Here is a 21490-nt window from a genome sequence, read left to right as displayed (position 1 = left end):
GGCGGTGCGCCTGGCACGCTGACGGGATGAACGTCATCGAGTTACTGGACCTCGGTCACTTCGTCCGCCCCGCCGAGGAGTGGGGTGGCCCCCACGCGCGCGTGGAGCCCGTACTCGCCTACCTCGTGCGGCACGCGCGCGGGGCGCTGGTCTTCGACACCGGGATGGGAACCGGCTGCCCGGAGACGGACGCGCACTACCAGCCCACCCGCCGCCCCCTCCCCGTCGGCCCCGAGGACGTCGATCTCGTCGTCAACTGCCATCTCCACTTCGACCACATCGGCGACAACCAGCGCTTCCCCGACACCCCCGTCCTCGTGCAGCGCAAGGAACTGGCCACCGCCCGCGCCGGCGACTACACCCTCGACTGGCTGCTCGGCGGCGTCCGGTACCAGGAGATCGACGGCGAGTACGAGATCGCGCCCGGGATCACTGTCGTGCCCACGCCCGGGCACACCGAGGGCCACCAGTCCCTGGTGGTGGACCACGGCGACCACGTCACCGTCCTCGCGGGCCAGGCGTACGACGTCGCGGCCGAGTTCGGTGTCCCGTACCGCCCCTGGCTCGACCGGCTCGCCGAACTCGCCGACGGACGGCCCGCACGCGTCCGGTTCGCCCACGACCGTGCCCTCTGGGAGGGTGTGCTGCCACCGCGACGGTAGCCTGTGCGCCCGTGACCGAAACCCTGATCTGGACCGTCGTCGCGCTGATCGCGATCGGCCTGTACCTCAGCTGGACCGCCGGCCGGCTCGACCGTCTGCACGCGCGCATCGACGCGGCCCGCGCCGCCCTCGACGCCCAGCTGCTCCGCAGGGCCTCGGTCGCCCAGGAACTGGCCACCTCCGGAATCCTCGACCCGGCCGCCTCGATCGTGCTCTACGAGGCGGCGCACGCCGCCCGGCAGGCCGAGGAGGACCACCGTGAGGTCGCCGAGAGCGACCTGAGCCAGGCCCTGCGCGCCGTGTTCGGGGAGCCCGAGCAGGTCGAGGTCGTACGGGAGACCCCCGGCGGGGACGAGGCCGCGGACGAGCTCGCGGCCGCCGTCCGCAGGGTGCCGATGGCCCGCAGGTTCCACAACGACGCCGTGCGCGCCGCCCGCGCCCTGCGCCGTCACCGCACGGTGCGCTGGTTCCGGCTGGCGGGCCACGCCCCGTTCCCGCTGGCCTTCGAAATGGACGACGAGCCGCCGGTGGCCCTTGCGGATCGCCCGACCTGAACGCGCTCACCTGCGAAAACGGCGAAAACGAGCCACCGGCTCCACATTGGCCCTTGATGTGGACTGGTGGTGGCCTGTTTCCTCAGTAATGTCTGAACACCGCTTTTTTCCCGAGTGAGGTCCCCGTGTCCACCACGCTTCCCACCAGCACCCAGTCTGCAGATTCCTCGGCGATCGGCACCTCGCGAGTCAAGCGCGGCATGGCCGAGCAGCTCAAGGGCGGCGTGATCATGGACGTGGTCAACGCCGAGCAGGCCAAGATCGCCGAGGACGCCGGCGCCGTCGCCGTCATGGCCCTGGAGCGGGTCCCCGCCGACATCCGCAAGGACGGCGGCGTCGCCCGTATGTCCGACCCGAACATGATCGAAGAGATCATCGGCGCCGTCTCCATCCCGGTCATGGCCAAGTCCCGCATCGGCCACTTCGTCGAGGCCCAGGTCCTGCAGTCCCTCGGCGTCGACTACATCGACGAGTCCGAGGTCCTGACCCCGGCCGACGAGGTCAACCACTCCGACAAGTGGGCGTTCACCACCCCCTTCGTCTGTGGCGCCACCAACCTGGGCGAGGCCCTGCGCCGCATCGCCGAGGGCGCGGCCATGATCCGCTCCAAGGGCGAGGCCGGCACCGGCAACGTCGTCGAGGCCGTCCGCCACCTGCGCCAGATCAAGAACGAGATCGCCCGCCTGCGCGGCTACGACAACAACGAGCTGTTCGCCGCCGCCAAGGAGCTGCGCGCCCCGTACGAGCTCGTCAAGGAGGTCGCCGAGCTCGGCAAGCTGCCGGTCGTGCTGTTCTCCGCCGGTGGTGTCGCCACCCCCGCCGACGCCGCGCTGATGCGCCAGCTCGGCGCCGAGGGCGTCTTCGTCGGCTCCGGCATCTTCAAGTCGGGCGACCCGGCCAAGCGCGCCGCCGCCATCGTGAAGGCCACCACCTTCTACGACGACCCGAAGATCATCGCGGACGCCTCCCGCAACCTGGGCGAGGCCATGGTCGGCATCAACTGCGACACCCTCCCCGAGTCCGAGCGCTACGCCAACCGCGGCTGGTAATCACTCATGACCACCCCCGTTATCGGTGTCCTGGCCCTCCAGGGCGACGTCCGGGAGCACCTGATCGCCCTGGCCGCGGCTGACGCCGTGGCCAGGCCGGTCCGGCGCCCCGAGGAGCTCGCCGAGGTCGACGGCCTCGTCATACCCGGCGGCGAGTCCACCACGATCTCCAAGCTGGCCGACCTCTTCGGCCTGATGGAGCCGCTGCGCGAGCGCATCGCCGCCGGCCTGCCGGTGTACGGCACCTGCGCCGGCCTGATCATGCTCGCCGACAAGATCCTCGACCCGCGTTCGGGCCAGGAGACCTTCGGCGGCATCGACATGATCGTCCGCCGCAACGCCTTCGGCCGGCAGAACGAGTCCTTCGAGGCCGGCGTCACCGTGACCGGCATCGAGGACGGCCCCGTCGAGGGCGTCTTCATCCGCGCCCCGTGGGTCGAGTCCGTCGGCGCTCAGGTCGAGGTGCTCGCCGAGCACGAGGGCCACATCGTGGCCGTACGGCAGGGCCGGGCGATCGCGACCTCGTTCCACCCCGAACTCACCGGTGACCACCGACTGCACGCCCTGTTCGTCGACATGGTGCGCGCGGGCCGGTGACGTGATCCCGGTAGGATCTCTGGGGTTCGTTCAGAAATGGGTTACGCGAAGGAGACAGGCAGATGTCCGGCCACTCTAAATGGGCTACGACGAAGCACAAGAAGGCCGTGATCGATGCCAAGCGCGGCAAGCTCTTCGCGAAGCTGATCAAGAACATCGAGGTCGCCGCCCGGACCGGCGGCGCCGACCCCGAGGGGAACCCGACCCTCTTCGACGCCATTCAGAAGGCCAAGAAGAGCTCCGTCCCGAACAAGAACATCGACTCCGCGGTGAAGCGCGGCGGCGGCCTCGAGGCCGGCGGCGTCGACTACGAGACGATCATGTACGAGGGTTACGGCCCGAACGGTGTCGCGGTGCTCATCGAGTGCCTCACCGACAACCGCAACCGTGCCGCCTCCGACGTCCGCGTCGCCATGACCCGCAACGGCGGCTCGATGGCCGACCCCGGCTCGGTCTCGTACCTCTTCAACCGCAAGGGCGTCATCGTGCTGCCCAAGGGCGAGCTGACCGAGGACGACGTCCTCGGGGCGGTGCTCGACGCGGGCGCCGAGGAGGTCAACGACCTCGGTGAGAGCTTCGAGGTCATCAGCGAGGCCACCGACATGGTCGCGGTCCGCACCGCCCTCCAGGAGGCGGGCATCGACTACGACTCCGCCGACTCCAACTTCGTCCCGACCATGCAGGTCGAGCTCGACGAAGAGGGCGCGCGCAAGATCTTCAAGCTGATCGACGCGCTGGAGGACAGCGACGACGTGCAGAACGTCTTCGCCAACTTCGACGTCAGCGACGAGGTCATGGAGAAGGTCGACGCCTGACGAGGGCTTCGCACCCACTGACGGACAAGGCCGGACCGACGGGTACTCCGTCGGTCCGGCCTTTTCCGTCGGACCCGTTCGAGCCGGTCGACCCGCGGGCCGGACTGTGAACGGACAGCGGCCCGCCGGAATACCGGCGGGCCGCTCTTCGACATCCCGGCTGGTCAGGAATCAGCGGGCTTCGGGATCACACGTGCGGGATCACACTTAGTCGATCCGCTTGAAGTCGCCCGTGTTCTTGACGCTGCCCGACGCGCCACCCGCTGCGGTGACCTTCTTCATCCGGCTGGTGTTGCCGTCCTGCCACCAGACGTTCATCGAGGCCTGGTAGGAGCAGGTGTTGCGGTAGTACACCGTGGTGGTGGTCCAGCCCTCGGCCCACGACCAGCTGAAGCAGCCGGTCTTTCCGCGGTGGATCTCCGAGGTCGCCGCCTGCGCGGGCGAGCTGAGGCCGACCGTGGCGAGCGCGAGCGTGGCGCCGGCGACGGCGAGCTTGGACATGCGACGCATGTTTCCCCCTGCTGGGTTGTAGATGATTCTACTAATCGAACGTACGCACGTCGGTCAAACGTGCGAACATTCGTGATCATAGGTGACTGTTGATCATGGCGGCAAGGCGGAAACGCGGCCCTCGGCCGCTGTCCCGCCAGGCCGCCGGGCCGCGTGGTCGGCCGTGGTGTCAGCGGCAGCCGGTAGCCTTCAGGCGGTTACCGATGGATGGAGGAGCTGTGCGTGTCTTGGGTGTCGACCCCGGGCTGACGCGGTGCGGCGTGGGAGTCGTCGACGGCGTGGCCGGGCGCTCTCTGACCATGCTCGGCGTCGGAGTCGTCCGCACCCCCGCGGACGAGCAGATCGGCGCACGACTCGTCCTCATCGAACAGGGCATCGAGGCGTGGATCGACGAGTACCGACCCGAACTGGTCGCGGTGGAGCGGGTGTTCAGCCAGCACAACGTGCGTACGGTGATGGGCACGGCCCAGGCCAGCGCCGTCGCCATGCTCTGCGCCTCGCGCCGCGGCATCCCCGTCGCCCTGCACACCCCCAGCGAGGTCAAGGCCGCCGTCACCGGCAGCGGCCGCGCCGACAAGGCCCAGGTCGGCGCGATGGTCACGCGGCTCCTGCGGCTCTCCGCTCCGCCGAAACCGGCCGACGCGGCGGACGCCCTCGCCCTCGCCATCTGCCACATCTGGCGGGCGCCCGCGCAGAACCGCCTTCAGCAGGCCGCCGCCGCCCATCGCGCGGCGCAGGCCACGCATGCCTCACACACACCGCAGGCATCACCCGCACCGCGCGCACCGAAAGGCCGTACCGCATGATCGCCTTCGTGAGCGGCCCCGTCGCCGCCCTCGCCCCCACCACGGCCGTGATCGAAGTCGGTGGCATCGGCATGGCCGTCCAGTGCGCCCCGAACACCATCGCGGAGCTGAGGATCGGTCAAGAAGCCCGTCTCGCCACCTCGTTGGTGGTACGGGAGGACTCGCTCACCCTCTACGGGTTCGCGGACGACGACGAGCGGCAGGTGTTCGAACTCCTCCAGACCGCGAGCGGGGTCGGACCGAGGCTGGCCCAGGCCATGCTCGGCGTCCACTCCCCGGACGCGCTGCGCCTGGCCGTCTCCACCGGGGACGAGAAGGCGCTCACCGCCGTCCCGGGCATCGGCAAGAAGGGTGCCCAGAAACTCCTCCTCGAACTGAAGGACAAGCTCGGCGCCCCGCTGGGCGGCAGCGGCCTCGTCGGCGCCCAGCGCGCGGCGGCCTCCGGCCCGGCACCGTGGACCGAGCAGCTGTCCGCGGCCCTGATTGGCCTGGGCTACGCGAGCCGCGAGGCGGAGGACGCGGTCTCGGCGGTGACGCCGCAGGCCGAGGCGGCGATCGCGGCCGGCGGCCCGGCCCCCGTACCGCAGCTCCTGCGCGCCGCCCTCCAGACCCTGAACCGCGCGAGATAGCCCCCACGGCCCTTGTTCCCCACCCCGCCCTTCCTGAACTGGGGCTCCGCCCCGCACCCAGACCCTGCGCCTCAAGCGCCGGCGAGGCTGAATCTTCCGCCCTTGGGGGCGAAACCAGCCGTCCGGAGCTTGAGGACACGGCCGAAGGCCGCACGGGCGCCTGAGGGCTTGCCCCCAGTTCGGGAAGGGGCGGGGTGGGGAACAAGCCCGCCGCAGGCGACCCGCACGCCGCAGACACCGCACACACCACGAAGGCAGAGACCGTGAACTGGGACGACGAGAGCAGCACCGCCGAGCCGGACGCGCGGATCGTCGGCGCCTCCGCCGAGGGTGACGACCAGGCCGTCGAGGCGGCCCTGCGCCCCAAGGACCTCAGCGAGTTCGTCGGTCAGGAGAAGGTGCGCCAGCAGCTCGACCTGGTCCTCAAGGCGGCCCGCCAGCGCGGCGCCACCGCCGACCACGTCCTGCTCTCCGGCGCCCCCGGCCTCGGCAAGACCACCCTGTCGATGATCATCGCGGCGGAGATGAACGCCCCGATCCGGATCACCTCCGGCCCCGCCATCCAGCACGCCGGCGACCTCGCCGCGATCCTCTCCTCCCTCCAGGAGGGAGAGATCCTCTTCCTCGACGAGATCCACCGCATGTCCCGGCCCGCCGAGGAGATGCTCTACATGGCGATGGAGGACTTCCGCGTCGACGTCATCGTCGGCAAGGGCCCCGGCGCCACCGCCATCCCGCTGGAGCTGCCGCCCTTCACCCTGGTCGGCGCCACGACCAGGGCCGGACTCCTGCCGCCCCCGCTCCGTGACCGCTTCGGCTTCACCGGGCACATGGAGTTCTACGACCCCGCCGAGCTGGAACGCGTCATCCACCGCTCCGCCGGACTCCTCGACGTCGAGATCGACACCGCCGGCGCCGCCGAGATCGCCGGCCGCTCCCGCGGTACCCCGCGTATCGCCAACCGCCTGCTGCGCCGCGTCCGCGACTACGCCCAGGTCAGGGCCGACGGCGTGATCACCCGGGAGATCGCCGAGGCGGCCCTGAGCGTGTACGAGGTGGACAGCCGCGGTCTCGACCGGCTCGACCGGGGGGTCCTCGAGGCCCTCCTCAAGCTCTTCGGCGGCGGGCCGGTCGGCCTGTCCACCCTCGCGGTCGCGGTGGGGGAGGAGCGCGAGACCGTCGAGGAGGTCGCCGAACCCTTCCTCGTACGGGAGGGACTGCTGGCCCGTACGCCCCGTGGTCGCGTCGCCACTCCCGCGGCATGGACCCATCTCGGACTCGTTCCGCCGCAGGCAGCGGGCTCGGGAGGGGCGGGGAACGGCGTGGGAACGGGACAACAGGGGCTCTTCGGGGCGTGACGGCGCGGAGACTCGTCGGTCGAGGAACCGCGGTGCGATGCTGGACGTTGTTCCATCGATGCGGACTCGCCTAGACTCCGCCGATGCCGACCTTTCTGGCCGGCACGCCCACCCCCGAAGATCAGGCCGCGGGTTCTCCGCGTCCGTGCGAAGGAAACCCGTCCCGTGAGTATCGTGACCCTCCTCCCCTTCATCGTCCTCATCGGGGCCATGTTCCTGATGACCCGCTCCGCGAAGAAGAAGCAGCAGGCGGCCGCGCGGATGCGCGACGAGATGCAGCCCGGCACCGGCGTACGCACGATCGGGGGGATGTACGCCACCGTCAAGGAGATCGGCGACGAGACCGTCCTCCTCGAGGTCGCTCCCGGCGTGCACGCCGTCTACGCGAAGAACGCGATCGGCGCGGTCCTCCCGGACGAGGAGTACAACCGCATCGTCCACGGCGACGAGCCCGACGCCGAGACCGTCGTCCCGGACGACGCCTCCTCGCTGACCGAGTCGGCCGAGGCCGGCGCGTCGGACGACGAGCCTGCCGAGGACGCCAAGCCCGACCTGACCAAGAAGGTGCAGGCCGCCGAGGCCGACACCGAGGTCAAGAAGGACGACAAGGCCGACGGCGAGACCGAGGCGAAGTAGTCCAGACCGGGGACCGCGGGACGCCCACCGGCGTCCGCGGTCCCCGGCACGGTTCCACGTCTGCGGGGGCAGGTCCCCACACACACTTCGTGGCCGCACCGCGCACACCCGGCGCGGGACGGTTGGACAGGGAGAAACGACAAGGTGGCAGCACCGAAGAAGGGCCGAAGGCCGGCGGGGGGCCAGGGCAAGCCGGGGCGTGCCCTGGCTCTGATCCTGATCGCCATGGTCGCGCTCACGGGCGGGATGTTCTGGTCCGGCCACACCACGCCGCGGCTGGGCATCGACCTCGCGGGTGGTACGTCGATCACGCTCAAGGCGAAGGCGGAGCCCGGCAAGGAAGACGCCGTCAACGAGACCAACATGAACACCGCGGTCGGCATCATCGACCGCCGTGTCAATGGTCTGGGTGTCTCCGAGGCCGAGGTTCAGACGCAGGGCCGCGAGAACATCATCGTCAACATCCCCAGGGGTGTGAACGAGAAGCAGGCGCGTGAGCAGGTCGGTACGACCGCTCAGCTCTACTTCCGACCGGTACTGGCCTGGGCCCCGAGCGGGCCGACGACGCCGGCGCCGTCCGGCAGCCCGACGCCGTCCGGGTCCGCGCCGCCGTCCGCCGGCTCCTCCGCGAGCCCGTCGGCCACGGCCACGAAGCCGTCCGGCCAGGGCGCCTCGGCCACTCCGTCCGGGGGCGCCACCACGCAGGGCCGTGCCGTCAGCGACGCCCTGAAGAAGGCACCCACCCCGGGCGCCACCGCCACCTCCGGCTCCACCACCTCGCCGGATGCCTCGAAGTCCCCGAACCCCACGGCGACGACCACGCCTCCGGCTGACACGGCCGCCGCGCGGCTGGAGCAGCAGTTCGCCGCGCTCGACTGCACTCCCAAGGGCGAGAAGTCCGGCGACAAGAAGGCCGTGCCCAACCCGGCCCGCACCGTTCCGCCGGAGCAGCCGACCGTCGCGTGCGGCGCCGAGGGCGACGCCAAGTACCTCCTCGGCCCGGCCGAGGTCAGCGGCAAGGACGTCGACGACGCCCAGGGCACCTTCGACCAGCAGCGCGGCATGTGGATCGTGAACATGGAGTTCACGGACGAGGGCGCCAAGAAGTTCTCGAAGATCACCGGCAAGCTGTCGCAGCAGCAGGAGCCGCAGAACCAGTTCGCGATCGTGCTGGACGGCGAGGTCGTCTCGGCCCCGTCCGTGCGCACCGTGCTGAGCGCCAACGCGGAGATCTCCGGCAGCTTCACCCAGCAGTCCGCCCAGGACCTCGGAAACATCCTGTCCTACGGCGCCCTGCCGCTCTCCTTCGACACCCAGAGCGTCGACACCGTCACCGCCGCCCTCGGCGGTGAGCAGCTGGAGGCGGGCCTGATCGCCGGTGCGATCGGTCTGGCCCTGGTCGTCCTCTACCTGGTGGTCTACTACCGCGGTCTGTCGCTGGTCGCCCTGCTCAGCCTGGCGGCCTCGGCGCTCCTCACGTACGTGATCATGTCCCTGCTCGGCCCGGCCATCGGCTTCGCGCTGAACCTGCCGGCCGTCTGCGGTGCCATCGTCGCCATCGGTATCACCGCGGACTCGTTCATCGTCTACTTCGAACGCGTCCGCGACGAGATCCGCGAGGGCCGCACGCTGCGCCCCGCGGTCGAGCGCGCCTGGCCGCGCGCCCGCCGCACGATCCTGGTCTCCGACTTCGTGTCGTTCCTCGCCGCCGCGGTGCTCTTCGCGGTCACCGTCGGCAAGGTCCAGGGCTTCGCGTTCACCCTCGGCCTGACCACGCTGCTCGACGTGGTCGTGGTGTTCCTCTTCACCAAGCCGGTCATGACGCTGCTCGCCCGCACCAGGTTCTTCGGCGAGGGTCACGCGTGGTCCGGGCTGGACCCGAAGCGGCTCGGTGTCAAGCCGCCGCTGCGTCGTTCCCGCCGTGTCTCCGCCCCCATCGACCCGAAGGAGGCGTGAGATGTCGAAGCTCGGCGATCTCGGCGCCCGGCTCCACCGTGGTGAGGTCGGCTACGACTTCATCAAGAACCGCAAGATCTGGTACGGCCTGTCCATCCTGATCACCATCACGGCCATCGTCGGCCTTGCGGTGCGCGGGCTGAACATGGGTATCGAGTTCCAGGGCGGCGCCCTCTTCACCACGCCGAAGACATCCGTCTCGGTCACCGACGCCCGCCACTACGCGGAGAAGGCGTCCGGCCACGACGCGATCGTGCAGAAGGTCGGCAACGACACCCTGCGCATCCAGATCGGCGGCCTCGACACCGCGCAGTCCGACAAGGTCCGCACGCAGCTCGCCAAGGACCTGAAGGTCGACGAGACCAAGATCGCGGCGGAGCTCGTCGGCCCCAGCTGGGGTGAGCAGATCGCCAACAAGGCATGGATGGGCCTCGGGATCTTCATGATCCTGGTGGTGATCTATCTGGCCATCGCCTTCGAATGGAGAATGGCGGTCGCGGCGCTCGTCGCCCTGATCCACGACCTCACCATCACCGTCGGCATCTACTCGCTCGTCGGCTTCGAGGTCACGGTCGGTACGGTGATCGGTCTGCTGACCATTCTCGGATACTCCCTCTACGACACGGTGGTGGTCTTCGACTCCCTCAAGGAGGGCACGAAGGACATCACCAAGCAGACCCGCTGGACGTACAGCGAGGTCGCCAACCGCTCGATCAACGGCACCCTGGTCCGTTCGATCAACACCACCGTCGTCGCCCTGCTGCCGGTGGCCGGTCTGCTCTTCATCGGCGGCGGCGTCCTCGGCGCCGGCATGCTGAACGACATCTCGCTGTCGCTGTTCGTCGGCCTCGCCGCCGGTGCGTACTCCTCGATCTTCATCGCCACCCCGCTCGTCGCCGACCTCAAGGAGCGCGAGCCGGCGATCAAGGCGCTGAGGAAGCGGGTGCTCGCCAAGCGGGCGGCCGCGGCCGCCAAGGGCGAGTCCCTGGACGGTGCGGACCGCGACGACGACGACCACGGCGCGTTCCACGAGGACGAGGACGAGGACCGCACCGCCGTCGTGGGCCAGCGCGGCCGCCGCGGCAGGCCCTCGGAGCGCCACGGATGACGGCCGGGACCCAGGACACCACGGGCCTGCTGCTCAGCCGGATCCGTGACGTCCCCGACTATCCGAAGCCGGGCGTGCTGTTCAAGGACATCACCCCGCTGCTCGCCGACCCGGAGGCGTTCACCGCGCTGACGGACACCCTCGCCGCCCTGTGCGCCACGCACGGTGCGACGAAGGTCGTCGGCCTGGAGGCGCGCGGCTTCATCCTCGCCGCACCCGTGGCCGTCCGCGCGGGCCTGGGCTTCATCCCGGTCCGCAAGGCCGGCAAGCTGCCCGGCGCGACGCTGAAGCAGGCGTACGAGCTGGAGTACGGCACCGCCGAGATCGAGGTGCACGCCGAAGACCTGGCCGCGGGCGACCGCGTCATGGTCATCGACGACGTCCTCGCCACCGGCGGCACCGCCGAGGCCTCGCTGGAGCTCATCCGGCGGGCCGGCGCCGAGGTCGCGGGCGTCGCTGTCCTCATGGAGCTCGGCTTCCTCGCCGGGCGGGCCCGGCTGGAGCCCGCGCTGCGCGGTGCCCCGCTCGAGGCGCTGATCACGGTCTGACACCGCGCCCACATGCGGTGAGGGGCGCCCCGGGGAATCCCCGGGGCGCCCTTCCCGTTCTCCGGATATGTCCCGGAACGGGACCGCTTCCGCGCGTGGTGCCCGTCTCACCCCCCGCACGCGTGAGCACGGCGGCTCCCGGGTCGATACCATGGCCTTTCCGGGCCTGACCGGGGGACCCGGAACCTCCCCCAGACTCCGTCCGGGGGGACCCCAAGGAGCGCTCTTGCCAGACGAGGCCCAGCCACTCTCCGCCGCGCAGCCCGACCCGCAGGCCGCCGAGAAGGCCGCGGCGGAACCCGCGACGCCCAAGGACAAGCCCGCGGAGAGCAGGCCCGCGCCCGTGGCCCCCGCCCCGCTACCGGCCTCGACGCCCAGGCCCACGCCCGCCCCCGTGACCCGCTCCGGCGGCGGCTCGTCCAACCGCGTCCGCGCCCGCCTCGCCCGGCTGGGCGTCCAGCGCTCCTCCCCGTACAACCCGGTCCTCGAACCGCTGCTGCGGATCGTCCGCTCCAACGACCCGAAGATCGAGACCGCGACGCTCCGCCAGATCGAGCGCGCCTACCAGGTCGCCGAGCGCTGGCACCGCGGCCAGAAGCGCAAGAGCGGCGACCCGTACATCACGCACCCGCTCGCCGTCACCACCATCCTCGCCGAGCTCGGCATGGACCCGGCCACGCTCATGGCCGGTCTGCTGCACGACACCGTCGAGGACACCGAGTACGGCCTCGAGCAGCTGCGCCGCGACTTCGGCGACCAGGTCGCCCTGCTCGTCGACGGCGTCACCAAGCTCGACAAGGTCAAGTTCGGCGAGGCCGCGCAGGCCGAAACCGTCCGCAAGATGGTCGTCGCCATGGCCAAGGACCCCCGTGTCCTGGTCATCAAGCTCGCCGACCGCCTGCACAACATGCGCACCATGCGCTACCTCAAGCGGGAGAAGCAGGAGAAGAAGGCCCGCGAGACCCTCGAGATCTACGCGCCCCTGGCCCACCGCCTGGGCATGAACACCATCAAGTGGGAGCTGGAGGACCTCGCCTTCGCGATCCTCTACCCCAAGATGTACGACGAGATCGTCCGGCTCGTCGCCGAGCGCGCGCCCAAGCGCGACGAGTACCTCGCCATAGTGACCGACGAGGTCCAGTCCGACCTGCGCGCCGCCCGCATCAAGGCCACCGTCACCGGCCGGCCCAAGCACTACTACAGCGTCTACCAGAAGATGATCGTCCGCGGCCGGGACTTCGCGGAGATCTACGACCTGGTCGGCATCCGCGTCCTCGTGGACACCGTCCGCGACTGCTACGCGGCCCTCGGCACCGTCCACGCGCGATGGAACCCGGTCCCCGGCCGGTTCAAGGACTACATCGCGATGCCGAAGTTCAACATGTACCAGTCGCTGCACACGACGGTCATCGGACCCAACGGCAAGCCCGTCGAGCTCCAGATCCGTACGTTCGACATGCACCGCCGTGCCGAGTACGGCATCGCCGCGCACTGGAAGTACAAGCAGGAAGCCGTCGCCGGCGCCTCCAAGGTCCGCACCGACGTGCCGAAGAACACCGGCAAGGACGACCACCTCAACGACATGGCGTGGCTGCGCCAGCTGCTCGACTGGCAGAAGGAGACCGAGGACCCCAGCGAGTTCCTGGAGTCCCTCCGTTTCGACCTGTCGCGCAACGAGGTCTTCGTCTTCACCCCCAAGGGCGACGTCATAGCGCTGCCCGCCGGGGCCACCCCCGTCGACTTCTCCTACGCCGTCCACACCGAGGTCGGCCACCGCACCATAGGGGCCCGGGTCAACGGGCGACTCGTCCCGCTCGAATCGACCCTCGACAACGGCGACCTGGTCGAGGTCTTCACCTCCAAGGCCGCCGGCGCCGGCCCCTCCCGCGACTGGCTCGGCTTCGTCAAGTCCCCGCGGGCACGCAACAAGATCCGCGCCTGGTTCTCCAAGGAGCGCCGCGAGGAGGCGATCGAGCAGGGCAAGGACGCCATCGCGCGGGCCATGCGCAAGCAGAACCTGCCGATCCAGCGGATCCTGACCGGCGACTCGCTCGTCACGCTGGCCCACGAGATGCGCTACAGCGACATCTCCTCGCTGTACGCGGCGATCGGCGAGGGCCATGTCACGGCCCAGTCCATCGTCCAGAAGCTGGTGCAGGCCGTCGGCGGCGAGGAAGCGGCCAACGAGGACCTCGTCGAGACCGCCCCGCCCTCGCGCGGCCGCTCCAAGCGCCGCTCCAGCGCCGACCCGGGTGTCGTCGTCAAGGGCGTCGAGGACGTCTGGGTCAAGCTGGCCCGCTGCTGTACGCCCGTACCCGGCGACCCGATCATCGGCTTCGTCACCCGCGGCAGCGGCGTATCGGTTCACCGCAGCGACTGCGTCAACGTCGACTCGCTCTCCCGTGAGCCCGAGCGCATCCTCGACGTCGAGTGGGCGCCCACCCAGTCCTCGGTGTTCCTGGTCGCCATCCAGGTCGAGGCCCTCGACCGCTCCCGGCTGCTTTCGGACGTCACGCGGGTCCTGTCCGACCAGCACGTCAACATCCTGTCGGCGGCGGTCCAGACCTCCCGCGACCGGGTGGCCACCTCGCGCTTCACCTTCGAGATGGGCGACCCCAAGCACCTCGGGCACGTCCTGAAGGCCGTCCGGGGCGTCGAGGGCGTCTACGACGTCTACCGGGTCACCTCGGCGCGGCGCCCGTAACAGCGCGTACGGAAAGGGCCCCGGTACCTGCGAGGTACCGGGGCCCTTTCCGTACGGCGAATATCAGCCGCCGAACTCCTCCAGGCCCTTCAGCGCCTGGTCGAGGAGCGCCTGGCGGCCCTCCAGCTCACGCGCCAGCTTGTCGGCCTTGGCGTCGTTGCCCGCCGCGCGGGCCGTGTCGATCTGCTTCTGCAGCTTGTCGACCGCGTCCTGCAGCTGACCCGTCAGACCCGCGGCACGCGCGCGTGCCTCCGGGTTGGTCCGGCGCCACTCCGACTCCTCGGCCTCCTGGATCGCCCGCTCCACCGCGTGCATCCGGCCCTCGACCTTCGGCCGGGCGTCGCGCGGCACGTGGCCGATGGCCTCCCAGCGCTCGTTGAGGGAGCGGAAGGCCGCACGCGCCGCCTTCAGATCCGTCACGGGCACCAGCTTCTCGGCCTCGACCGCGAGCTCCTCCTTCAGCTTGAGGTTCTCCGTCTGCTCCGCGTCCCGCTCGGCGAACACCTCGCCGCGCGCCGCGAAGAACACGTCCTGGGCGCCGCGGAAGCGGTTCCACAGCTCGTCCTCGTGCTCGCGCTGGGCGCGGCCCACCGCCTTCCACTCCGCCATCAGCTCGCGGTAGCGGGCGGCCGTGCCACCCCAGTCCGTGGAGGCGGAGAGCGACTCGGCCTCGGCGACCAGCTTCTCCTTGGCCTTGCGGGCCTCCTCGCGCTGGGCGTCCAGCGAGGCGAAGTGCGCCTTGCGGCGCTTGGAGAACGCCGAGCGGGCGTGCGAAAAGCGGTGCCACAGCTCGTCGTCGGACTTCCGGTCGAGCCGGGGAAGGCCCTTCCAGGTGTCCACGAGCGCCCGCAGCCGCTCGCCGGCGGCCCGCCACTGCTCGCTCTGCGCCAGCTCCTCGGCCTCCTTGACCAGCGCCTCCTTGGCGCCGCGCGCCTCGTCGGTCTGCTTGGCCTTCTGGGCCTTGCGCTCCTCGCGGCGCGACTCCACGGTCTCGACCAGCTTGTCGAGCCGGGTGGTCAGCGCGGCGAGGTCACCCACGGCGTGATGCTCGTCGACCTGCTGCCGGATGTGGTCGATCGCGGCCATGGCGTCCTTGGCCGAGAGGTCGGTCGTCTTCACCCGCTTCTCGAGGAGGCCGATCTCGACCACCAAGCCCTCGTACTTGCGCTCGAAGTAGGCCAGTGCCTCCTCGGGAGTGCCGGCCTGCCACGAACCGACGACCTTCTCGCCCTCGGCAGTACGCACGTACACGGTGCCCGTCTCGTCGACGCGGCCCCACGGGTCGCTGCTCACAGCGCCTCCTCCACATGATGCCGACGAGGGGGTTGTGCCCCCTGGGCATCGTCCACAGGTTTCCCGGCGGGCCTCGCCCGCCCTCCACAACGCGGATACAGGACCGCGCTGCACAACGCCAATCTAGGCGACCGGCCGCCCGGCTGTCCGCACTCAGCGCGACCGAAGTTCGACGGCCGCGCCACGTGTCACTTCTTGGTGACCGTGGCCTTCTCGATGGTGACGGCCTTCTTGGGCGCGCCGTCCTTGGCACCGCCCTCGACACCGGCCTTCGCGACCTCCTGGACGGCCTTCAGGCCGACCGCGTCGATCTTCCCGAAGGGGGTGTAGCTCGGCGGCAGCTTGGTGTCCTTGTAGACCAGGAAGAACTGGCTGCCGCCGGTGCCCGGCTGACCGGTGTTGGCCATCGCGACCGTCCCGGCCGCGAAGGTCACCGAACCGTTCGCGCCCGCCTTGCCGAGGGAGTCCAGGTTCTCGTCGGGGATGGTGTAGCCGGGACCGCCCGTGCCGTCGCCCTTCGGGTCACCGCACTGCAGGACGAAGATGCCCTCCGTCGTCAGCCGGTGGCACTTCGTCCCGTCGAAGTACTTCTTGTCGGCGAGGTGCTTGAAGGAGTTCACCGTGCGCGGGGTCTTCGCCGCGTCCATGGTGATGGAGATGTCGCCCGCGTTCGTCTTCAGGGCCATCGTGTACGTGGCCTTCCCGTCGACGGCCATCGCCGGCTCGGGCGTCGTCGACTCGCTCGCCGAGGGCGTAGGGGTGCCGCTCGCCCCGGCGTCGTCCGAGCCCTTCGTGCCGCCGTCGGTCAGCGCGACCGAGGCGTAGACCGCGCCGCCCGCGGCCAGCACGACGGCCAGTGAGGCGGCGATGACGGTGTTCCGGCGCCTGGCCTTCTGCCGCGCCTCCTGCCGTCGCTGCTGCTGCCGCAGATACTTCTCCCTGGCGAGCTGCCGCCGCCGCTGATCGCTGCTGACCACCGGATCTGCTCCTTTGTCGCTCGTCTGTTCCTGTCCTGGCCGGATGTGCCCGTACCGTATACGGGTTGGCTGTGGAATACGCAGCGCCGGTAGGCTCTGATCTGCCGCTTCCGCTCCGCCGCCCCTCCGCGCCGGACGACATTTAAGGACGATCGTGCTGATTGCCGGGTTCCCCGCCGGGGCCTGGGGGACCAACTGCTACCTGGTCGCCCCCGCCGCAGGCGAGGAGTGCGTGATCATCGACCCGGGCCATCAGGCCGCCCAGGGAGTCGAGGAGACGCTCAAGAAGCATCGGCTCAAGCCCGTCGCGGTGGTCCTCACCCATGGCCACATCGACCATGTCGCCTCCGTCGTCCCGGTCTGCGGCGCCCATGACGTGCCCGCGTGGATCCACCCCTCCGACCGGTACATGATGAGCGACCCGGAGAAGGCCCTGGGCCGCTCCATCGGGATGCCGCTCATGGGCGAGCTGACCGTGGGCGAGCCGGACGACGTGCACGAGCTCATGGACGGCGCGACGCTCGATCTCGCCGGTCTGCAGTTCTCCGTCGCCCATGCGCCCGGCCATACCAAGGGGTCGGTGACCTTCCAGATGCCGCAGACCACGGAGATCCCCTCCGTGCTGTTCTCCGGAGATCTGCTCTTCGCCGGCTCCATCGGACGCACCGACCTGCCGGGCGGTGACATGGACGAGATGCTCGGATCGCTGGCCCGCGTGTGCCTGCCCCTCGACAACTCGACCGTGGTGCTGTCGGGACACGGTCCCCAGACGACCATCGGCCAGGAGCGCGCCACCAATCCGTATCTGCGGCAGGTGGCCTCCGGCCTTGGGAGCGCGGACGCTCCCCGACGAGGAATGTGACGAGACCTACGTGAGCACCTTCAAGGCCCCCAAGGGCACGTACGACCTGATCCCGCCCCGCTCCGCCACGTTCCTGGCGGTGCGCGAGGCGATCTCCGCCCCGCTGAAGAACGCCGGCTACGGCTACATCGAGACGCCCGGCTTCGAGAACGTCGAACTGTTCTCGCGCGGTGTCGGTGAGTCCACCGACATCGTCACCAAGGAGATGTACACCCTCACCACGAAGGGCGGCGACAACCTCGCCCTCCGCCCCGAGGGCACGGCCTCCGTCCTGCGGGCGGCGCTGGAGGCCAACCTGCACAAGCAGGGCAACCTCCCGGTCAAGCTCTGGTACTCCGGCTCGTACTACCGCTACGAGCGGGCGCAGGCGGGCCGCTACCGTCACTTCTCCCAGGTCGGTGCCGAGGCCATCGGCGCCGAGGACCCGGCGCTCGACGCCGAGCTGATCATCCTCGCCGACCAGGCGTACCGCTCGCTCGGCCTGAAGAACTTCCGCATCCTGCTGAACTCGCTCGGCGACAAGGAGTGCCGTCCCGTCTACCGCGAGGCCCTGCAGACCTTCCTGCGCGGCCTCGACCTCGACGAGGACACGAGGCGCCGCGCCGAGATCAACCCGCTGCGGGTCCTCGACGACAAGCGCGAGTCCGTGCAGAAGCAGCTCGTGGGCGCGCCGCTGCTGCGTGACTACCTGTGCGACGCGTGCAAGGCGTACCACGAGGAGGTGCGCGCGCTGGTCACCGCCGCGGGCGTGGTCTTCGAGGACGACCCCAAGCTCGTGCGCGGCCTGGACTACTACACCCGGACGACCTTCGAGTTCGTCCACGGCGGTCTCGGCTCCCAGTCGGCGGTCGGCGGCGGCGGCCGCTACGACGGCCTCTCGGAGATGATCGGCGGCCCCGCGCTGCCGTCCGTGGGCTGGGCCCTCGGGGTGGACCGTACGGTCCTCGCCCTGGAGGCCGAGGGCGTCGAGCTGGAGATCCCGGCCGCCACCAGCGTCTTCGCGGTAGCCATCGGCGACGAGGCGCGCCGCGTGCTCTTCGGCAAGGTGACCGAGCTCCGCAAGGCCGGGATCGCGGCGGACTTCTCCTTCGGCGGCAAGGGCCTGAAGGGCGCGATGAAGGACGCCAACCGCTCCGGTGCCCGCTTCGCCGTCGTCGCCGGAGAGCGCGACCTCGCGGAGGGCGTCGCCCAGCTCAAGGACATGGAGTCGGGCGAGCAGCGGCCGGTCGCCCTCGACAAGCTGGTCGAGGAGCTCCGGGCCGAGCTGGCCTGACCGGACGTCCTGTGCGAGAGGGCCCGGACCGCACCGAAGCGGTCCGGGCCCCCGTCCTCGTCCGTCCTTATGCCCACCGAACGGTGGTGACGTGCCCGCGTGCGGCAGAATGACTGTGCCCGGAGGACGGCGAACGGTGGATCGGGGACATGAGAGACGCAGCGGTTGACGACGCGGCGCGCGGCACGATCGGCGCCGGCCGTGGCTTCGCCTGGATGCTGGTGATCACCGGTGCCGCCGGGCTGCTGGCCGCCTGGGTCATCACTCTCGACAAGTTCAAGCTCCTCGAGGACCCGAACTTCACCCCGGGCTGCAGCCTCAACCCGATCGTCTCCTGCGGCAACATCATGAAGAGCGAGCAGGCGGCGGTCTTCGGCTTCCCGAACCCCATGCTCGGCCTGGTCACCTACGCCATGGTCATCGCCATCGGCGTCGCTCTCCTCGCGGGCGCCCGCTACCGCCGCTGGTACTGGCTCGGCCTGAACGCCGGCACGTTGTTCGGCGTCGGGTTCTGCACCTGGCTGATGCACCAGTCGCTGTACGAGATCAACGCGCTCTGCCTCTGGTGCTGCCTGGCCTGGGTCGCCACCATCGTCATGTTCTGGTACGTGACCTCGCACAACGTCCGCAACGGCGTCCTCCCCGCCCCCCGGGGCCTGCGGACCTTCTTCGACGAGTTCACCTGGGTGCTGCCGGTGCTGCACATCGGGATCATCGGCATGCTGATCCTCACGCGCTGGTGGGACTTCTGGACCGGCTGACGGGCGCGGGCCCCGCTGTCAGTGCTCTGACTTAGGCTTCATGACTGTGGAGCCCGACCTCTTTACCGCAGCCGCAGAAGAACGCCAGGAGAAGGATCCGTCCAGCAGCCCCCTGGCCGTACGGATGCGCCCGCGTACCCTCGACGAAGTCCTCGGCCAGCAGCATCTGCTGAAGCCGGGCTCGCCGCTGCGCCGGCTGGTGGGCGAGGGGGCCGGCGGCCCCGCGGGGGCCTCGTCCGTGATCCTCTGGGGACCGCCGGGCACCGGGAAGACCACCCTCGCGTACGTCGTCTCCAAGGCGACCAACAAGCGCTTCGTGGAGCTCTCCGCGATCACGGCGGGCGTCAAGGAGGTCCGCGCCGTCATCGACGGGGCCCGCCGGGCCGCCGGCGGCTTCGGCAAGGACACCGTCCTCTTCCTCGACGAGATCCACCGCTTCTCCAAGGCCCAGCAGGACTCGCTGCTCCCGGCGGTCGAGAACCGCTGGGTGACGCTGATCGCCGCGACGACCGAGAACCCGTACTTCTCGATCATCTCCCCGCTGCTCTCCCGCTCCCTGCTGCTCACGCTCGAATCGCTCACCGACGACGACCTGCGCGACCTGCTGAAGCGGGCCCTCACCGATGAGCGCGGGCTGGGCGGGGCGGTCACCCTGCCGGAGGACGCCGAGGCGCACCTGCTGCGGATCGCCGGCGGCGACGCGCGGCGCGCGCTGACGGCCCTGGAGGCGGCGGCGGGCGCGGCGATCGCCAAGGGCGAGCCGGAGATCACGCTCCGGACGGTCGAGGAGACCGTCGACCGCGCGGCGGTGACGTACGACCGTGACGGCGACCAGCACTACGACGTGGCCAGCGCCCTCATCAAGTCGATCCGTGGCTCGGACGTGGACGCGGCGCTGCACTATCTGGCCCGGATGATCGAGGCGGGGGAGGACCCCCGGTTCATCGCCCGGCGACTGATGATCTCGGCGAGCGAGGACATCGGCCTCGCCGACCCGACGGCCCTGCCGACGGCCGTGGCGGCCGCCCAGGCCGTCGCCATGATCGGTTTTCCCGAGGCCGCGCTGACCCTGAGCCACGCCACGATCGCGCTGGCTCTCGCCCCGAAGTCGAACGCCGCGACCACCGCGATCTCCGCCGCCCAGGCGGACGTCCGCAACGGCCTGGCGGGGCCTGTCCCGGCCCACTTGCGCGACGGCCACTACAAGGGCGCGGCGAAACTGGGCCACGCCCAGGGGTACGTCTACCCGCACGACGTCCCGGGCGGCATCGCGGCCCAGCAGTACGCCCCGGACGCGGTACACGGCAAGCGCTACTACGAACCGACCCGCTACGGCGCGGAGGCGCGGTACGCGGACGTGGTGGAGAAGGTACGGGAGCGGCTGAAGGGCGACGGCTGACGGCAGCACCCGGGCGCGTGCACGGGGCCCCCGGCCGACCCGGTACACTCGTGAGGAGTGCTGCGTCCCGTGTCCGGTTTCGGCCGGCGCCACCAGAACGGGACATGCAGCCGGAGCCCCGCCCCAGGGCGGGATCTCCAGGAGCGTCGCGCACCTTCGAAGGTGTCGCGGGCAACCCACCACCACCCGGATTCCGGGAGCGGCGGTGGGTCGTTCGCGTGCTGCACGTATGTGCCCAGACCTGGGAGCGGCTGCCCGGCAGGTCCGTCCCGTACGGACCCGGCGGGTTTCCCGGCTGCGGATGCGACCTCCTCAACCCTGGTGAAGCCGTATTCGCACAGATAGAGAGGTTGGTTCATGCCGAACCAGTCCCGTCCCAAGGTCAAGAAGTCGCGTGCCCTCGGCATCGCGCTGACCCCCAAGGCCGTCAAGTACTTCGAGGCCCGCCCCTACCCGCCGGGCGAGCACGGCCGTGGCCGCAAGCAGAACTCGGACTACAAGGTCCGTCTGCTCGAGAAGCAGCGCCTGCGCGCCCAGTACGACATCAGCGAGCGCCAGATGGCGCGCGCCTACGACCGTGCCAAGAAGGCCGAGGGCAAGACGGGCGAGGCGCTGGTCGTCGAGCTCGAGCGTCGCCTCGACGCCCTGGTCCTGCGTTCGGGCATCGCCCGCACCATCTACCAGGCCCGCCAGATGGTCGTGCACGGTCACATCCAGGTCAACGGTGGCAAGGTCGACAAGCCGTCGTTCCGTGTCCGTCCCGACGACGTCGTGATGGTCCGCGAGCGCTCCCGCGAGAAGCCCCTGTTCCAGGTGGCCCGCGAGGGTGGCTTCGCCGCCGACGGTGAGACCCCGCGCTACCTGCAGGTCAACCTGAAGGCCCTGGCCTTCCGCCTCGACCGCGACCCGAACCGCAAGGAAATCCCGGTCATCTGCGACGAGCAGCTGGTCGTCGAGTACTACGCCCGCTGATCCGGGAGTAGTACCACCCCC

21 protein-coding genes are annotated in these 21490 nt (G+C 70.3%); 18 read left to right on the top strand and 3 right to left on the bottom strand.

The annotated features are described in order from the left end of the window. Nucleotides 1-26: 26 nt before the first annotated feature. From ACFYV5_RS23150 to ACFYV5_RS23130, 5 genes are all read left to right on the top strand, one after another. Nucleotides 27-662 (top strand): MBL fold metallo-hydrolase, encoded by a 636-nt coding sequence (locus ACFYV5_RS23150; RefSeq protein WP_389171366.1) that lies wholly within the window; start codon nt 27-29, stop codon nt 660-662. A gap of 11 nt (nt 663-673) precedes the next feature. Then, the gene (locus tag ACFYV5_RS23145; protein WP_355111789.1) at nt 674-1216 is read left to right on the top strand and encodes a hypothetical protein; all 543 of its coding nucleotides are present in this window, start codon (nt 674-676) and stop codon (nt 1214-1216) included. A 125-nt stretch (nt 1217-1341) separates the two neighbouring features. Next, nucleotides 1342-2265: a pyridoxal 5'-phosphate synthase lyase subunit PdxS gene (gene pdxS / locus ACFYV5_RS23140; RefSeq protein ID WP_355111787.1), complete on the top strand. Its 924-nt coding sequence runs from the start codon at nt 1342-1344 to the stop codon at nt 2263-2265. 6 nt (nt 2266-2271) lie between these two features. After that, on the top strand, nt 2272-2862 hold the full coding sequence (gene pdxT, locus ACFYV5_RS23135; protein ID WP_389171361.1) for a pyridoxal 5'-phosphate synthase glutaminase subunit PdxT: 591 nt from the start codon (nt 2272-2274) through the stop codon (nt 2860-2862). A 62-nt stretch (nt 2863-2924) separates the two neighbouring features. Further along, nucleotides 2925-3677 carry a YebC/PmpR family DNA-binding transcriptional regulator gene (locus ACFYV5_RS23130; protein WP_355111783.1) on the top strand — a complete coding sequence of 251 codons (753 nt, stop codon included), beginning with the start codon at nt 2925-2927 and terminating at the stop codon, nt 3675-3677. Between the two features lie 207 nt (nt 3678-3884). Here the strand turns inward: ACFYV5_RS23130 and ACFYV5_RS23125 are convergent, their stop codons facing one another. Beyond that, nucleotides 3885-4178: a hypothetical protein gene (locus ACFYV5_RS23125; RefSeq protein WP_355111781.1), complete on the bottom strand. Its 294-nt coding sequence runs from the start codon at nt 4176-4178 to the stop codon at nt 3885-3887. A 227-nt stretch (nt 4179-4405) separates the two neighbouring features. On the opposite strand from ACFYV5_RS23125, the gene ruvC reads away from it, so the two are divergent. The 8 genes from ruvC to ACFYV5_RS23085 all read left to right on the top strand — a co-directional run bounded on the left by ruvC (nt 4406) and on the right by ACFYV5_RS23085 (nt 13932). Next, nucleotides 4406-4993 carry a crossover junction endodeoxyribonuclease RuvC gene (gene ruvC, locus ACFYV5_RS23120; protein ID WP_355111779.1) on the top strand — a complete coding sequence of 196 codons (588 nt, stop codon included), beginning with the start codon at nt 4406-4408 and terminating at the stop codon, nt 4991-4993. Beyond that, a complete protein-coding gene (gene ruvA, locus ACFYV5_RS23115) occupies nt 4990-5622 on the top strand; it encodes a Holliday junction branch migration protein RuvA (RefSeq protein ID WP_389171357.1) in 633 nt (210 codons plus the stop codon). The genes ruvC and ruvA overlap by 4 nt, the downstream gene beginning before the upstream one ends. A gap of 263 nt (nt 5623-5885) precedes the next feature. Beyond that, nucleotides 5886-6980, top strand: coding sequence for a Holliday junction branch migration DNA helicase RuvB (ruvB, locus tag ACFYV5_RS23110; protein WP_389171948.1), 1095 nt, complete (start codon nt 5886-5888; stop codon nt 6978-6980). A gap of 165 nt (nt 6981-7145) precedes the next feature. Then, the gene (gene yajC, locus ACFYV5_RS23105) at nt 7146-7616 is read left to right on the top strand and encodes a preprotein translocase subunit YajC (protein ID WP_389171354.1); all 471 of its coding nucleotides are present in this window, start codon (nt 7146-7148) and stop codon (nt 7614-7616) included. Between the two features lie 144 nt (nt 7617-7760). Continuing rightward, the gene (secD, locus tag ACFYV5_RS23100) at nt 7761-9572 is read left to right on the top strand and encodes a protein translocase subunit SecD (RefSeq protein WP_355111775.1); all 1812 of its coding nucleotides are present in this window, start codon (nt 7761-7763) and stop codon (nt 9570-9572) included. A gap of 1 nt (nt 9573) precedes the next feature. Next, nucleotides 9574-10680 carry a protein translocase subunit SecF gene (secF, locus tag ACFYV5_RS23095; RefSeq protein WP_389171350.1) on the top strand — a complete coding sequence of 369 codons (1107 nt, stop codon included), beginning with the start codon at nt 9574-9576 and terminating at the stop codon, nt 10678-10680. Further along, the gene (locus tag ACFYV5_RS23090; RefSeq protein WP_355111772.1) at nt 10677-11228 is read left to right on the top strand and encodes an adenine phosphoribosyltransferase; all 552 of its coding nucleotides are present in this window, start codon (nt 10677-10679) and stop codon (nt 11226-11228) included. Before secF ends, ACFYV5_RS23090 begins: the two co-directional genes overlap by 4 nt. 226 nt (nt 11229-11454) lie before the next feature. Continuing rightward, nucleotides 11455-13932: a bifunctional (p)ppGpp synthetase/guanosine-3',5'-bis(diphosphate) 3'-pyrophosphohydrolase gene (locus ACFYV5_RS23085; protein ID WP_355111770.1), complete on the top strand. Its 2478-nt coding sequence runs from the start codon at nt 11455-11457 to the stop codon at nt 13930-13932. A gap of 63 nt (nt 13933-13995) precedes the next feature. Here the strand turns inward: ACFYV5_RS23085 and ACFYV5_RS23080 are convergent, their stop codons facing one another. Next, nucleotides 13996-15225 (bottom strand): DUF349 domain-containing protein, encoded by a 1230-nt coding sequence (locus tag ACFYV5_RS23080; protein WP_355111768.1) that lies wholly within the window; start codon nt 15223-15225, stop codon nt 13996-13998. A 188-nt stretch (nt 15226-15413) separates the two neighbouring features. Further along, nucleotides 15414-16202 carry a peptidylprolyl isomerase gene (locus tag ACFYV5_RS23075; protein ID WP_389171346.1) on the bottom strand — a complete coding sequence of 263 codons (789 nt, stop codon included), beginning with the start codon at nt 16200-16202 and terminating at the stop codon, nt 15414-15416. Nucleotides 16203-16356: 154 nt separating this feature from the next. On the opposite strand from ACFYV5_RS23075, the gene ACFYV5_RS23070 reads away from it, so the two are divergent. The 5 genes from ACFYV5_RS23070 to rpsD all read left to right on the top strand — a co-directional run bounded on the left by ACFYV5_RS23070 (nt 16357) and on the right by rpsD (nt 21469). Further along, nucleotides 16357-17064 (top strand): MBL fold metallo-hydrolase, encoded by a 708-nt coding sequence (locus ACFYV5_RS23070; protein ID WP_389171343.1) that lies wholly within the window; start codon nt 16357-16359, stop codon nt 17062-17064. A 10-nt stretch (nt 17065-17074) separates the two neighbouring features. Beyond that, nucleotides 17075-18337: a histidine--tRNA ligase gene (gene hisS / locus ACFYV5_RS23065; protein WP_389171340.1), complete on the top strand. Its 1263-nt coding sequence runs from the start codon at nt 17075-17077 to the stop codon at nt 18335-18337. Nucleotides 18338-18486: 149 nt separating this feature from the next. After that, nucleotides 18487-19098 carry a vitamin K epoxide reductase family protein gene (locus ACFYV5_RS23060; RefSeq protein ID WP_389171337.1) on the top strand — a complete coding sequence of 204 codons (612 nt, stop codon included), beginning with the start codon at nt 18487-18489 and terminating at the stop codon, nt 19096-19098. 46 nt (nt 19099-19144) lie between these two features. Beyond that, entirely contained in the window at nt 19145-20497 is a 1353-nt protein-coding gene (locus tag ACFYV5_RS23055) for a replication-associated recombination protein A (protein ID WP_389171946.1), read from the top strand. 357 nt (nt 20498-20854) lie between these two features. Next, the gene (rpsD, locus tag ACFYV5_RS23050; protein WP_158985446.1) at nt 20855-21469 is read left to right on the top strand and encodes a 30S ribosomal protein S4; all 615 of its coding nucleotides are present in this window, start codon (nt 20855-20857) and stop codon (nt 21467-21469) included. Nucleotides 21470-21490: the final 21 nt, after the last annotated feature.

Source organism: Streptomyces sp. NPDC003035, assembly GCF_042888285.1.
Classification (GTDB): domain Bacteria; phylum Actinomycetota; class Actinomycetes; order Streptomycetales; family Streptomycetaceae; genus Streptomyces.
The sequence above is the reverse complement of the archived record's forward strand: the minus strand, read 5'-3'. Positions and strand labels throughout refer to the sequence as shown.

Coding starts and splice junctions, on each gene's coding strand:
- secF (WP_389171350.1), top strand. CDS start 9,574: ATGTCGAAGCTCGGCGATCTCGGCGCCCGGCTCCACCGTGGTGAGGTC.
- rpsD (WP_158985446.1), top strand. CDS start 20,855: ATGCCGAACCAGTCCCGTCCCAAGGTCAAGAAGTCGCGTGCCCTCGGC.
- ACFYV5_RS23150 (WP_389171366.1), top strand. CDS start 27: ATGAACGTCATCGAGTTACTGGACCTCGGTCACTTCGTCCGCCCCGCC.
- ACFYV5_RS23090 (WP_355111772.1), top strand. CDS start 10,677: ATGACGGCCGGGACCCAGGACACCACGGGCCTGCTGCTCAGCCGGATC.
- ACFYV5_RS23125 (WP_355111781.1), bottom strand. CDS start 4,178: ATGTCCAAGCTCGCCGTCGCCGGCGCCACGCTCGCGCTCGCCACGGTC.
- ACFYV5_RS23060 (WP_389171337.1), top strand. CDS start 18,487: ATGAGAGACGCAGCGGTTGACGACGCGGCGCGCGGCACGATCGGCGCC.
- ACFYV5_RS23130 (WP_355111783.1), top strand. CDS start 2,925: ATGTCCGGCCACTCTAAATGGGCTACGACGAAGCACAAGAAGGCCGTG.
- pdxT (WP_389171361.1), top strand. CDS start 2,272: ATGACCACCCCCGTTATCGGTGTCCTGGCCCTCCAGGGCGACGTCCGG.
- ruvA (WP_389171357.1), top strand. CDS start 4,990: ATGATCGCCTTCGTGAGCGGCCCCGTCGCCGCCCTCGCCCCCACCACG.